Below are 13428 nucleotides of genomic sequence, written 5' to 3'. Positions count from 1 at the left end.
GGGTCGGCTGAACGAGGGAGAGCTGTGAGAGCCATTCGCCGCTTCACCGTCCGTACGGCGTTGCCCGCGCCGTTGCGTCCGTTGGGCGAGTTGGCGACCAACCTGCGGTGGTCCTGGCACGAGGACACCCGAGCGGTGTTTGCCGCAGTGGATCCACAGGTGTGGGACGAGGTCGGACACGACCCCGTCAAGCTGCTGGGCGCGGTGTCCGCGGAACGCCTGGTCGATCTGGCGCGGGATCACGAGTTCCTCGATCGGATGACCGAGGCCCTACGGGACCTGGACGCTTACCGCAGCGAACCCCGCTGGTACCAGCGCACCGACGCCGAGGTCGGCGACCTGCCCCGGGCGATCGCCTACTTCTCCCCGGAATTCGGCATCACCGCGGTGCTGCCGCAGTACTCCGGCGGCCTGGGCATCCTGGCCGGTGATCACCTGAAGGCGGCCAGCGACCTCGGCGTGCCGATCATCGGCGTCGGGCTGCTCTACCGGCACGGCTACTTCATCCAGTCACTGTCCAGGGAAGGCTGGCAACAGGAGCGCTACCCGGTCCTCGACCCCTACGAGCTGCCGATCGAGGCGCTGCGCGAGAACGACGGGTCCCACGTGCGGGTGCGCATCTCGCTGCCCGGCGCGCGGGTGCTGGTGGCCAAGGTGTGGCTGGCCGCGGTGGGTCGGGTGCCGCTGCTGCTGCTCGACTCCGATGTGGAGGAGAACGGGCCGTTCGAGCGCGAGGTCACCGACCGTCTCTACGGCGGCGGCACCGAGCACCGGCTGCACCAGGAACTGCTGCTCGGCATCGGCGGCGTGCGCGCGTTGCGCGTCTACTGCCGGCTGACCGCCACCCCGGCGCCGGAGGTGTTCCACACCAACGAGGGCCACGCCGGCTTCCTCGGCGTCGAGCGCATTCGGGAGTACGCGGAGGAGGACGGCCTGCCGTTCGAGGCGGCGCTGGAGGCCGCCCGGGCGGGCACCGTGTTCACCACGCACACCCCGGTGCCGGCCGGCATCGACCGTTTCCCGCGGGACCTGATCGCGCAGTACTTCGGCGGCGACAACGCCAGCCCGGCCATCCCGGTGGAGCGGGTGCTCGCGCTGGGTGCGGAGACCTACGCCGGCGGGGACCCGTCGGTGTTCAACATGGCGGTAATGGGCCTGCGGCTGGCCCAGCGCGCCAACGGCGTGTCCAAGTTGCACGGGGAGGTCTCCCGGCACATGTTCGGCGGGCTGTGGCCGGGCTTCGACGCCAACGAGGTGCCGATCAGCTCGATCACCAACGGCGTGCACGCCCCCACCTGGACCGCCCCGGAGACCCTCGAGTTGGCCCGGCGCACCATGGGCAAGGCGTTCGTGGCCACCGCGGAGGACTGGGGCAGCCTCGACGAGGTGCCCGCCCGAGCGCTGTTCGACGTCGGCCGCACGCTGCGCGGCCGGCTCGTGGAGGCGGTCCGCCGGCGGCTGCGCGCGCAGTGGCTGGCCCGCGGTGCGTCGGATGCCGAGCTGGGCTGGATCGCCAACGCCCTGGACCCGGAGGTGCTCACCATCGGCTTCGCGCGCCGGGTGCCGTCCTACAAGCGCCTGACGCTGATGCTGCACAACCCGGCGCGGCTGGCCAAGCTGCTCACCCACCCGGACCACCCGGTGCAGATCGTGATCGCGGGCAAGGCGCACCCGGCCGATGACGGCGGCAAGCGACTGATCCAGGAACTCGTGCGGTTCACCGACGACGTGGCGGTGCGCAACCGCATCGTGTTCCTGTCCGACTACGACATGGGACTGGCCGCGGAGATGATCCCCGGCTGCGACGTGTGGCTGAACAACCCGCTGCGGCCGCTGGAGGCCTGTGGCACGTCCGGCATGAAGGCCGCGCTCAACGGCTGTCTGAACCTGTCCGTGCTCGACGGCTGGTGGGACGAGTGGTACGACGGGGAGAACGGGTGGGCGATCCCGTCGGCCACCGGCGTCGAGGACCCGGCCTACCGCGACGAACTCGAGTCCAACGCCCTCTACGACCTCATCGAGACCGCGGTGGCGCCGCGGTTCTACGAGCGGGACGCGACGGGCCTGCCCGCCCGGTGGATCGAGATGGTGCGGCACACCATCGGATCGTTGGGGCCGAAGGTGCTGGCCACCAGGATGGTCGGGGACTACGTCAACGAGCTGTACGCACCGGCCGCCCGGTCCTCCCGTGAACTGGCCGAGGACAAGCTGGCCGGGGCCCGCGAGCTGGCCATCTGGAAATCGCGGGTGCGGGCGGGGTGGTCCGGGGTGCGGGTGGAGCACGTGGAGGCCACCGGCGCGGCTGACGGCGCGTCAGTCGGTGACGCGTTGACCGTGCAGGCCTTCGTCACCCTCGGTGAGCTCGAGCCGGCGGACGTCGACGTGCAGTTGGTGCACGGTCGGGTGGACGAGGCCGACCAGCTGACCAACACCAGCACCATGACGCTGTCCGTGGCCCAGGCCTACGAGGGCGGCCGAATGCGGTACGAGGGCAGCGTCGCGTTGGACCGTTCCGGGCCGTTCGGCTACACCGTCCGGGTGCTGCCCGCGCACCGCCTGCTGGCCGGGCCGGCCGAACTCGGGCTGGTGGCGGTACCACCGGCCGGGCCGAGCGTGGCGCCGGACAGCTACGTGCTGCGCTGATATCAGCGCTGATCTCCGGCCGGTTCATTACCCGATTGCGGGGCTGGGCCGGAACATAATCGGCCATGACCGCACCGCCCCCGGAACCACACGGCGATCTCACCGTGGTGGTTCCGGTCGGGCCGTGGGTGGCCGGCCGGTCGCCGGCCGCCATTGCCTGGCGGCGGCTGCGCCGCGACCGGGTGGCCATCACCGGCGGCGTCGTGGTCATCGCCCTGGTGGTCGTCGCCATCGCCGCGCCGCTGATCGTGAAGGTGCTCGGCGACCCGCCGGATGAGTTCCACCAGAACCTCATCGACCCCACCTTCGGCGCGCCCAAGGGCCGCTGGGGCGGGATCAGCGTGCACCATCTGTTCGGGCTGGAACCCATCAACGGCCGGGACCTGTTCAGTCGCACGCTCTACGGCGCACGCATCTCCTTGCTGGTCGCATTCGGGGCCACCCTGCTGTCGGTGACCCTCGGCACCGTGCTCGGTGTGCTGGCCGGCTACCGCGGCGGCTGGGTGGATGCGGTCATCGCGCGCACCATGGACGTGTTCCTGGCCTTCCCGCTGCTGCTGTTCGCGCTCGCCCTGGGCGGGGCGGTGCAGGGCGAGGCGTTCGGCCTGAGCGGCAACACTTTGCGAGTGGTGCTGCTGATCGTGGTGATCGGATTCTTCTCCTGGCCCTACATCGGGCGCATCGTGCGCGGACAGACCCTCTCCCTGCGCGAACGGGAATTCGTCGACGCCGCGCGCAGCCTGGGCGCGGGCACCGGGCACATCGTGTTCCGCGAGCTGTTGCCCAACCTGGCCGGGCCGATCCTGGTGTACGGCACGCTGCTCATCCCCACCAACATCCTGTTCGAGGCCGCGCTGTCGTTCTTCGGCGTCGGGGTGGCCGAGCCCACCGCGTCGTGGGGCGGGATGCTCACCGGTGCGGTGCCGCTGTACACCGTCGCGCCGGGTTTCGTGATCGTGCCCGGCCTTGCCATCTTCATCACCGTGCTGGCCTTCAATCTCTTCGGGGACGGCCTGCGCGACGCGCTGGATCCGAAATCGCGATGAGAGGACGACCGTGAGACCTGTACGCGTCGCGGCGCTGGCCGCATTGGCGTTGACATTGGCCGCCTGCGGCGGCAAGGGCGGGCCGTCCGCGAACCCCAGCGCCTCGGCCGGGGCGAGCAGCGGCAAGGCCATCTTCGACGCCGCCACCAACGGCATCGTGCGTCCGTCCACCGCGAGCGGTGGCGTGCTCAAGGTGCTCAACACCGACGACTGGGATTCCCCGGATCCCGGCAACACCTATTACGCCTACTCCTGGGACTTCGGCCGGCTCTACAGCCGCACGCTGACCACGTTCGCCGAGGCACCGGGCAAGGCCGGATTGCAGGTGGTGCCGGACCTGGCCACCGGGCTGGGCCAGGTCAGCGATGACGGCAAGACCGTCACCTACCACCTGAAGTCCGGGATCAAGTACGACGACGGCACCGTGGTGAAGGCCGCGGACATCAAGTACGCGATCGAGCGCAGCAACTACGCCCCCGATGTGCTGTCCAATGGGCCGACCTACTTCAAGGACCTGTTGGGTACCGACTACACCGGGCCGTACAAGGACGCCTACGGCGGGCTGTCGGCGATCGACACCCCGGACGACACCACGATCGTGTTTCACCTGCAGCGGCCGTTCCCGGAGTTCGACGACCTGGCCACGTTGCCGCAGACCGCGCCGGTGCCCAAGGCACGCGACGACGGGGCGAACTACGCCCGGCATGTGGCCTCCACCGGGCCCTACAAGATGGACTCCTATGACCCCGGCAAGTCGCTGATCCTGTCCCGCAATCCCAACTGGGACGCGGGTTCCGACCCCAACCGCAAGCAGTTGGTGGACCGCATCGAGGTCACCCTCAAGGTGAACTCCTCGGATCTGGACCAGCGTCTGCTGGCCGGGGACGCGGGCTATGACGTGACCGGCGTCGGGGTCGGCACCGCCGCGCAGGCGGACATCCTGCGGCCGGGCAGCGACAAGTACAACAACGCCGACAACCCGGTGACCGGGTTCGTCCGCTACGTCGCGATCAGCACAAAGGTGGCCCCGTTCGATAACATCCACTGCCGCAAGGCGGTGATCCTGGCCGCCGACCACCAGTCGCTGCAGACTGCCTACGGCGGTCCGCATTCCGGGGACATCGCGACCACGCTGATGCCGCCCACCTTGGACGGCTACGTCGACACGGATGTCTACAACATCAAGACGCACCCGAACGGGGACGTGGAGGCCGCGAAGTCCGAACTGGCCGCGTGCGGCAAGCCGGACGGGTTCGCCACCACGATCGCCGCGCGCGCCGACCGGCCCAAAGAGGTGCAGGGCGCGCTGTCGCTACAGCAGGCGTTGAAGAAGGTGAACATCAACGCCTCCATCGAGAAGTACCCGGCGGGGCAGTACTTCTCGAACTACGCCGGGTCGACGAACTTCGCCCACTCGCACAACCTCGGTCTGATGTTCATGGGCTGGGGTGCGGACTGGCCCAGCGGCTACGGTTTCCTGGAGCAGATCGCGGACGGCAAGGCCATCAAGGCTTCGGGTAACTCCAACCTGTCCGAGTTGGACGACCCCGCGATCAACGACCTGTTCACCCAGTCCATCGCCGCGGCCGACGCTGCGGCCCGGGCCAAGCTGTGGGCGCAGATCGACGCCGCGTTCATGGCCGACGCCGCGATTCTCCCGATGATCTATGAGAAGGCCCTGCTCTACCGGGCCCCGAACCTGACCAACGTCTATGTGCACCGCGCTTACGGCATGTACGACTACGCCTCGCTCGGGCTGACCCGGTAGTCACATTTAGGGATTGGCGATGCTGAGCTTCGTGCTCCGCCGACTGGTGTGGTCGGTCGCCCTATTGGCGATCACCACGCTGGTCACCTTCGGCATCTTCTTCGGGGTGCCGCGGCTGGCCGGGCAGACCACGGCGGAATTGGCCACCGGCTACGTGGGTCGTGACCCCAGCCCGCAGGCGGTGGCCGCGGTGACCGCGAAGCTGCACCTGGACGAGCCGATCTACGAGCAGTACGGCCGGTTCGTCAAGGGCCTGGTGGTCGGCGAGACCTATCAGTTCGGGCCGGAGTCCGAGCACTGCCCGGCACCCTGCTTCGGCTACTCGTTCAAGAATCACCAGGCAGTCTGGCCGCTGATCAAGGATCGGTTGCCGGTGACCGCGTCGCTGGCGGTGGGTGCCGCGGCCCTCTGGCTGATCGGGGGAGTGGGAGTCGGGGTGTTGTCTGCCTTGCGCCGGGGCAGTGTGCTGGACCGAGCGGCGATGGCCACCGCACTGGCCGGGGTGTCGCTACCCATCTTCTTCACCGGACTGCTGTCGCTGGCCCTGTTCAGCTACAAACTCGGTTGGTTCCCGGACGTGCACTACGTCGGGCTCACCGACGATCCGCTGTTGTGGGCACGCAATCTGACGCTGCCGTGGATCACCCTGGCGTTCCTCTATGCCGCGCTGTACGCGCGGCTGACCCGGGCGTCGATGTTGGAGGCGATGGAGGAGGACTTCATCCGTACCGCGCGCGCGAAAGGTCTGCGCGAGCGTGAGGTGGTGTTGCGGCACGGGCTGCGCGCGTCGCTGACCCCGATCCTCACCATTTTCGGTTTGGATCTCGGCCTGCTGCTGGGCGGTGCGTTCCTCACCGAGTCCACGTTCTCGCTGCCCGGCATCGGCAAGTTCGCAGTGGACGCGGTGTCCGCGAAGGACCTGCCGGAGATTCTCGGCGTCACGCTGGTCGGCGCGTTCTTCGTGGTGCTGGCGAACCTGATCGTGGACGTGCTCTACGCGGTCGCGGACCCGCGGGTGCGGTTGTGAGCTTTCTGACGGTGCGTGACCTGCGGGTGCGCTTCGCCACCGACGACGGGGTGGTGCGCGCCGTCGACGGGCTGTCCTTCGCCGTGGACCGCGGCCGGACGCTGGGCATCGTGGGGGAGTCCGGCTCGGGCAAGACGGTGACCGCGCTGGCCGTCATGGGCCTGCACCGGCGCTCGCCGGGCACCACGATCACCGGGGAGATCCACCTGGACTCCCACGATCTGCTCGCTGCCGGCCCGGAGGCGATGCGCCGGTTGCGCGGCTCCACCGCGGCGATGATCTTCCAGGATCCGCTGACCTCACTCAACCCGTTCCACACCGTGGGTGCCCAGATCGTCGAGGCCTACCGGGTGCACCACCCCGTGTCCCGGCCGGTGGCCACGCGGCGGGCGGTGGATCTGCTCGGCCGGGTCGGCATCCCGCAGCCACAGCAACGGGTGGACGACCATCCGCACCAGTTCTCCGGAGGTATGCGGCAACGGGTGATGATCGCCATGGCGCTGTCCTGCGACCCGGCGCTGCTCATCGCCGACGAGCCGACCACCGCGCTGGACGTCACCGTCCAGGCGCAGATCCTGGACCTGATCCGGGGTCTGCAGGCGGAACGGGACACGGCGTTGATCCTGGTCACCCACGACCTCGGGGTGGTCGCCGAGATGGCCCACGACGTGCTGGTCATGTATGCGGGACGGGCGGCGGAGTACGGGCGGGCAGAGGATCTGTTCGACAGCCCGGAACACCCCTACACGTGGGGGTTGCTGGGTTCGGTGCCGCGGTTGGACGGCGTCCGGCACGACCGGCTCTCCCCGGTCGCGGGCTCGCCGCCGAGCCTGATCAACACCCCGCCCGGTTGCGCGTTCCACCCCCGCTGCCCGTACGCGGCGCAGACCGGTGGGCGATCCTCGACCGAGGTACCGGTGCTGCTGCCCAGCCGGCCCGACCACGCGGTGGCGTGTCACCTGGAGCCGTCGCGGCGGCGCGAGTTGTGGGCGCAACGATGAGCGCGCTGCTGGCGGTGCGTGGGCTGACCAAGCACTTCCCGGTGCGCTCCGGGGTGATGCGGCGTCAAACCGCCCTGGTCCACGCGGTGGACGGTCTGGACTTTGACGTGGCGCCGGGGGAGACCTTCGGGCTGGTCGGGGAATCCGGCTGCGGCAAGACCACCACCGGTCGGCTGGTGACCCGGTTGTTGGAGCCCAGCGCCGGTCGGGTGTGGCTGGACGGCCGGGAGATCACCGCGCTGCGCGGCCGCAAGCTGCGCCCGGTGCGTCGGGAGATCGCATTGATCTTCCAGGACCCGTACTCCTCGCTGAACCCGCGGCACACGGTGGGCACCATCGTGGGGGCACCGTTTCGACTGCAGGGCATCGCGACGCCGCACGGCACCCGGCCGGCGGTGCAGCAATTGCTGGAACTGGTCGGACTCAACCCCGAGCACTACAACCGCTACCCGCACGAGTTCTCCGGCGGTCAACGCCAACGCATCGGCATCGCCCGGGCGTTGGCGCTGCGCCCGCGGCTGGTGGTGGCCGACGAACCGGTGTCCGCGCTGGACGTGTCGATCCAGGCCCAGGTACTGAACCTGCTGGAGGACCTGCAGGCCGAGTTGGGGCTGGCCTACGTGGTGATCGCGCACGATCTCGCCGTGGTGCGGCACCTGTGCGACCGCATCGGCGTGATGTATCTGGGGCGATTGGTGGAGGTGGGCACCGCCACGGAGTTGTACGCGCGACCGCGGCACCCGTACACGGTGGCGCTGCTGGCGGCGGCGCCGCTGCCGGACCCGGCGCGGCGGTTGCACCGGCCGGGAGTGCGGTTGACCGGCGAGCCGCCCTCGCCGCTGAGCCCGCCGCCCGGCTGTCCTTTCCACCCGCGCTGCCCGAAGGTGCGCGACGTGTGCCGGGTGACCCCGCCGGTGCTCACCGCGGATACCGCGGGCCACGCGGCCGCGTGCCACTTCCCGGAAAACGCCGACGAACGCCTCACCGGATCGGCGCCGTGACGCCGCCACTGACCTGGAGCAGTACCGCGGAGTTCGCCACCAGGTGCACCACCTCGCCCGCCGCGGCCTCGGGGCGTTCTGCAGCGCGCTCGTCACCGGAGTCCAGCACGGTGCGGTAACGGCAGCCGGCGGTGGGTTCGGGCAACCGGAAGTCCACCGCTGCCGCCCCGGCGTGCAGCAACAGCAGGAAGCTGTCGTCGTGCAGTGCCTCGCCGCGGGACCCCCGGCGGGTCACCTCCGCGCCGTTGAATTGCATGCCGAGGGTCTGTAGCCCGCCGTCCAGCCAGTCCCGTTGCGTCAGATGCTCGCCGTCCGGGCGGAACCACGCCACGTCGGGCTGCCCGGATCCGTTGCGCGGTGCGCCGGTGAAGAACTCTCGGGAGCGGAAAACCGGGTGCGCGGCCCGCAACGCCAGCACCTTCCGGACGAAGGCCGTCAGCCGCTCACCGACCGGGTTGGGCGACCAGTCCATCCACGTGGTCGGGTCATCGAGGCAGTAGGCATTGTTGTTGCCGAGTTGCGTGCGTCCGCGCTCGTCCCCGGCCACCAGCATCGGCACCCCGGCGGACAGCACCAGCGTGAGCAGAAAATTACGCACCTGACGGGCCCTCAGGGTGAGTACCGCGGCGGCGTCGGTGTCGCCCTCCACACCGCAGTTCCAGGAGCGGTTGTCGTTGGTGCCGTCCCGGTTGTCCTCGCCATTGGCCTCGTTGTGCTTGGCCTCGTAGGACACCAGGTCGCGCAGCGTGAACCCGTCGTGCGCGGTGATGAAGTTGATCGAGGCCTCGGGTCCTCGGCCAGGCTGACCGAACACGTCGGATGACCCGGACAGGCGCGACGCCATGTCGTTGACGCCGTGCGCGGCGCGGCGCCAGAAGTCCCGCACGCCCCCGCGGAACTTGTCGTTCCATTCCGCCCAGGGCGGTGGGAAACCGCCGGTGATGTACCCGCCGGGGCCCAGATCCCACGGCTCGGCGATCAACTTCACCCGGCTCAACACCGGGTCCTGTGCGATCACCGTCAACAAGGTCGCGGCCGCGTCGACCCCGACATTCCCGCGCAGCAATGCCGGCGCCAGGTCGAAGCGGAAGCCGTCCACCCCCATCTCGGACACCCAATACCGCAGGGAATCCGCGATGAGTCCGATCACCCGGGGCGAGCGGGCATCGATGGTGTTCCCGCAGCCGGTGTCATCGATATACCGCCGCCCGTCGCGCAGCCGGTAGTACGCCGCGTTGTCGATGCCGCGCAGGTTGAGGGTCGGGCCGGTCTCGTCGCCCTCGGCGCTGTGGTTGTAGACGACGTCCAGAATCACCTCGAGTCCGGCCGCGTGCAGCGCGTGCACCATCGCGCGGAACTCGCGGACCTGCCCGCCGGTCGATCCGGATGAGGAGTACCCGGCGTGCGGGGCGAACCAGCCCAGGGTGTTGTAGCCCCAATAGTTGCGTCGCCCGCCCAGCAGCAGGCGCTCCTCGGAGACGAAGTGATGCACCGGCAGCAACTCGACCGCGGTGACCCCCAATCCCGTCAGATACGAGGTGACCGCCGGGTGCGCCAACCCGGCGAACGTCCCGCGCAACTCCGGCGGCACCTCCGGGTGCTGCTGGGTGAACCCGCGCACGTGCAGTTCGTAGAGCACGGTGTCCGCCCAGGTGCGACCCGGCGCGGGTGGGCCGAGTCGGCCGTCCGGGCCGGCGCTCACCACAACGGCGTGCGGCACGTACGGCGCCGAATCCCGGCTGTCCCGGGTCAGGTCACCGCCGTCGTGCTGGTGCCCGAAGCCGGCCGGATCCGCGGTCCAATCACCGGTGATGGCCCGGGCGTAGGGGTCCACCAACAACTTGGCCGCGTTGTACCGCGCGCCGCGCGCCGGCTCCCACGGCCCGGCCACCCGGAACCCGTAGCGGGTGCCCGGTCCCGGCCCCGGCACGAAGCCGTGCCACACCGAACCGGTGCGCTCGGTCAGCTGCACCCGCTGCTGCTCGACACCGGCGTCGTCGAACAGACACACCGTCACCGATTCCCCGGCGGAGGAGGACAACGCGAAGTTCACCCCGCCGCGCAGCGAGTCGTGGGTGGCGCCCAACGGCACAGAATCCCCGGGCCACAGGGGCGGGCGGTCGGCGCTCATCGGTCCCATGATTGCGGGTCACCCGCCGGGGATAGGTTGGCGGGCAGGGTGTCGGTGCGGCGAAAGGGTTGTCATGGGCGAGTTCGTGCGGATCGAGCGGGACGGCGGGGTCGCCACTCTCCGGCTGGACCGGCCGAAGATGAACGCGCTCAACAGCCAGGTGCAGGAGGAAATCCGGGCTGCCTCCATTGAGATCACCGCCGACTCCTCCATCGCCGCGGTGGTCGTCTACGGCGGCGAACGGGTGTTCGCCGCGGGCGCGGACGTCAAGGAAATGGCGGACATGACCTACGCGCAGATGGCCGCGCATTCGGTGGACCTGCAGGCCTGCTTCACCGCGGTGTCCAAGATTCCCAAGCCGGTCATCGCCGCGGTCACCGGCTACGCCCTGGGTGGCGGGTGCGAGCTGGCCATGTGCGCGGACTTCCGGGTCAGCGGCGAGTCCACCAAGTGGGGCCAGCCGGAGATCCTGCTCGGCATCATCCCCGGCGCCGGCGGCACGCAGCGGCTGCCGCGGTTGGTCGGCCCGGCCAAGGCCAAGGAGATCTGCTTCTCCGGCCGGTTCGTGGCCGCCGCCGAGGCGCTGGCCATCGGCCTGGTGGACAAGGTGGTGCCGGACGCCGAGGTGTACGAGGCCTCGATGGCCTGGGCGCGCACCTTCGTCAACGGTCCGGCGCAGGCGCTGGCCGCCTGCAAGAACGCCATCGACAACGGTCTGGAGCTCGATCTGGCCTCCGGGCTGGAGGTGGAGCGGCTGAATTTCGCCGCGCTGTTCGCCACCGAGGACCAGAAGATCGGCATGCGCTCGTTCGTGGAGAACGGTCCGGGGAAGGCCGAGTTCGTCGGGCGGTGAGCAACCCGCGTGTCGGCCGGTCACGACCGGGCAGCAGAATTGGTCCGGCCGGTCGACCGACAGCGTGGCGGGAGTCACGCCCAGCACGGCGGCCAGGCTGTTGTCAACGCTAGCTACTCAAAAGTAAGCTACTCAGCGGTAACCGTGGGTTTCTGGTGTCGGGAGGACTGAGCCGTTCCATGAACATCGTCGTCTGTGTGAAGCAGGTGCCCGACACCTGGGCGGAGAAAAAGCTGGACCCGGCCTCGCAAACGCTGGACCGCTCCGGGGACAACATCCTCAATGAGATGGACGAGTTCGCCATCGAGGCGGCGTTGCAGCTGACCGAGGCGCACGGCGGCACGGTGACCGTGTTGTCGATGGGTCCAGCGAGTGCGACGGATGCGATCCGCAAGGCACTGTCCATGGGCGCGGATTCCGCGGTGCACGTGCAGGACGACGCGTTGGCCGGCTCGGATGCGCCCGGCACCTCGTTGGCGCTGGCCAAGGCCGTGCAGCGGATCGAAGGCTTCGACCTGGTGATCGCCGGGTGCGAGTCCTCGGACTCGCGGACCTCGGTGGTGCCGGCCATGCTCGCCGAGCGGTTGGAGCTGCCGCAGCTGACGTTCGTGAACAAGATCGACGTGGACGGTTCCGCGTTGCAGGTGCGGCGGATGACCGACGACGGCTACCAGGTCGTGGCGGCCTCGCTGCCCGCGGTGGTGTCCGTGGTGGAGAAGATGAACGAGCCGCGCTACCCCTCGTTCAAGGGGATCATGGCCGCAAAGAAAAAGCCGGTTGACGTGCTCTCCGTGGCCGACCTGGGCCTGGACGCCGGTTCGATCGGTTCGGCGGGGGCGTGGACCGCGGTGGCCGATGCGGCCAACCGTCCGCCGCGTTCGGCGGGCACCGTCGTCGAGGACGACGGCAACGGCGGGATCGCCCTGGTCGATTTCCTGGCCACCGGCAAGTTCGTCTGACTGACCGTCACACTCGAAGAGGGAGAAGCGTTTTCCATGGCGCAGGTATTGGTGCTCGTCGAGCACACTGACGGTGCGGTCAAGAAGGTCACGCTCGAGCTGCTCACGATGGCCAAGGCGGTCGGGGAGCCCGCCGCGGTCTTCGTCGGCTCCGGCGTGGACGCGGCCGCGGACAAGTTGGCCGAGTACGGCGCGGAGACCATTTACGTCGCCGACGCCGCCGAGCTGAACGACTTCGTGGTGGCCCCGGTGGCCGAGGTGCTGGCCAAGTTGGTGGCCGAGCAGTCTCCCGCCGCGGTGCTGGTCGCGGCGACCGCGAACGGCAAGGAGATCCTCGGTCGGTTGGCCATCAAGACCAACTCCGGTGTGCTCACCGACGCCACCGGCCTGTCCGGCGACGGCGGGGCGGTGGTCGCCGAGCAGTCCATCTTCGGTGGCGCGACGATCGTGCACTCCAAGGTCACCACCGGCACCCCACTGATCGCGGTGCTGCCGAACGCCACCCCGCCGGTGGCCGCCGCCGCCGCGGGCAACCGGGTGGCGGTGTCGGTGGAACTGTCCGCCGCCGCGAAGGCCGCGAAGATCACCGACCGGGTGGTGGAGGAGAAGGGCGAGCGCCCGGAGCTGACCGAGGCCGCGATTGTGGTCTCCGGTGGCCGCGGCGTGGGCTCGGCGGAGAACATGGGCGTGGTGGAACGCCTCGCCGATTCCCTCGGTGCCGCGGTCGGTGCCTCCCGCGCGGTGGTCGACGCCGGTTGGTACCCGCACCAGTCGCAGGTCGGGCAGACCGGCAAGACCGTCTCCCCGCAGCTCTACATCGCCTGCGGTATCTCCGGCGCGATTCAGCACCGGGCCGGCATGCAGACCTCGAAAACCATCGTCGCGGTGAACAAGGATCGGGAGGCCCCGATCTTCGACCTGGCCGATTACGGCGTCGTCGGCGACCTGCACAAGGTGCTGCCGCAGGCCACCGAAGAGATTCTCAAGCGCAAGGGCTGA

General features: G+C 69.6%; 10 protein-coding genes. 9 read left to right on the top strand and 1 reads right to left on the bottom strand.

Annotation, left to right across the window (positions count from 1 at the left end):
- Positions 1–24: 24 nt before the first annotated feature.
- The 6 genes from glgP to VGJ14_06300 all read left to right on the top strand — a co-directional run bounded on the left by glgP (position 25) and on the right by VGJ14_06300 (position 8486).
- Positions 25–2643, top strand: coding sequence for an alpha-glucan family phosphorylase (gene glgP, locus VGJ14_06325; protein ID HEY2832022.1), 2619 nt, complete (start codon positions 25–27; stop codon positions 2641–2643).
- A 65-nt stretch (positions 2644–2708) separates the two neighbouring features.
- On the top strand, positions 2709–3689 hold the full coding sequence (locus VGJ14_06320; protein ID HEY2832021.1) for an ABC transporter permease: 981 nt from the start codon (positions 2709–2711) through the stop codon (positions 3687–3689).
- Between the two features lie 10 nt (positions 3690–3699).
- Positions 3700–5457, top strand: coding sequence for an ABC transporter substrate-binding protein (locus VGJ14_06315; protein HEY2832020.1), 1758 nt, complete (start codon positions 3700–3702; stop codon positions 5455–5457).
- A gap of 19 nt (positions 5458–5476) precedes the next feature.
- Positions 5477–6484 (top strand): ABC transporter permease, encoded by a 1008-nt coding sequence (locus tag VGJ14_06310; GenBank protein HEY2832019.1) that lies wholly within the window; start codon positions 5477–5479, stop codon positions 6482–6484.
- A complete protein-coding gene (locus tag VGJ14_06305; protein HEY2832018.1) occupies positions 6481–7485 on the top strand; it encodes an ABC transporter ATP-binding protein in 1005 nt (334 codons plus the stop codon). The genes VGJ14_06310 and VGJ14_06305 overlap by 4 nt, the downstream gene beginning before the upstream one ends.
- Complete coding sequence (locus VGJ14_06300; GenBank protein ID HEY2832017.1) at positions 7482–8486, top strand: ABC transporter ATP-binding protein; 1005 nt, start codon at positions 7482–7484, stop codon at positions 8484–8486. The genes VGJ14_06305 and VGJ14_06300 overlap by 4 nt, the downstream gene beginning before the upstream one ends.
- Here the strand turns inward: VGJ14_06300 and glgX are convergent.
- Positions 8467–10617: a glycogen debranching protein GlgX gene (gene glgX, locus VGJ14_06295; GenBank protein HEY2832016.1), complete on the bottom strand. Its 2151-nt coding sequence runs from the start codon at positions 10615–10617 to the stop codon at positions 8467–8469. The two genes, VGJ14_06300 and glgX, sit on opposite strands and share 20 nt — an antisense overlap.
- Positions 10618–10690: 73 nt before the next feature.
- Here glgX and VGJ14_06290 point away from each other — a divergent pair, with 73 nt between their 5' ends.
- The 3 genes from VGJ14_06290 (at position 10691) to VGJ14_06280 (ending at position 13428) form a co-directional block, all read left to right on the top strand.
- On the top strand, positions 10691–11470 hold the full coding sequence (locus VGJ14_06290) for an enoyl-CoA hydratase-related protein (protein ID HEY2832015.1): 780 nt from the start codon (positions 10691–10693) through the stop codon (positions 11468–11470).
- A gap of 179 nt (positions 11471–11649) precedes the next feature.
- Entirely contained in the window at positions 11650–12429 is a 780-nt protein-coding gene (locus VGJ14_06285; protein HEY2832014.1) for an electron transfer flavoprotein subunit beta/FixA family protein, read from the top strand.
- Between the two features lie 36 nt (positions 12430–12465).
- Positions 12466–13428: an electron transfer flavoprotein subunit alpha/FixB family protein gene (locus tag VGJ14_06280; GenBank protein ID HEY2832013.1), complete on the top strand. Its 963-nt coding sequence runs from the start codon at positions 12466–12468 to the stop codon at positions 13426–13428.

This window comes from Sporichthyaceae bacterium, from assembly GCA_036493475.1.
In the GTDB taxonomy this organism is placed as follows: domain Bacteria; phylum Actinomycetota; class Actinomycetes; order Sporichthyales; family Sporichthyaceae; genus DASQPJ01.
This window is presented reverse-complemented; position numbering and strand designations above follow the sequence as displayed.

Coding starts and splice junctions, on each gene's coding strand:
- glgX (HEY2832016.1), bottom strand. CDS start 10,617: ATGAGCGCCGACCGCCCGCCCCTGTGGCCCGGGGATTCTGTGCCGTTG.
- VGJ14_06290 (HEY2832015.1), top strand. CDS start 10,691: ATGGGCGAGTTCGTGCGGATCGAGCGGGACGGCGGGGTCGCCACTCTC.
- VGJ14_06320 (HEY2832021.1), top strand. CDS start 2,709: ATGACCGCACCGCCCCCGGAACCACACGGCGATCTCACCGTGGTGGTT.
- VGJ14_06285 (HEY2832014.1), top strand. CDS start 11,650: ATGAACATCGTCGTCTGTGTGAAGCAGGTGCCCGACACCTGGGCGGAG.
- VGJ14_06300 (HEY2832017.1), top strand. CDS start 7,482: ATGAGCGCGCTGCTGGCGGTGCGTGGGCTGACCAAGCACTTCCCGGTG.
- VGJ14_06310 (HEY2832019.1), top strand. CDS start 5,477: ATGCTGAGCTTCGTGCTCCGCCGACTGGTGTGGTCGGTCGCCCTATTG.
- VGJ14_06280 (HEY2832013.1), top strand. CDS start 12,466: ATGGCGCAGGTATTGGTGCTCGTCGAGCACACTGACGGTGCGGTCAAG.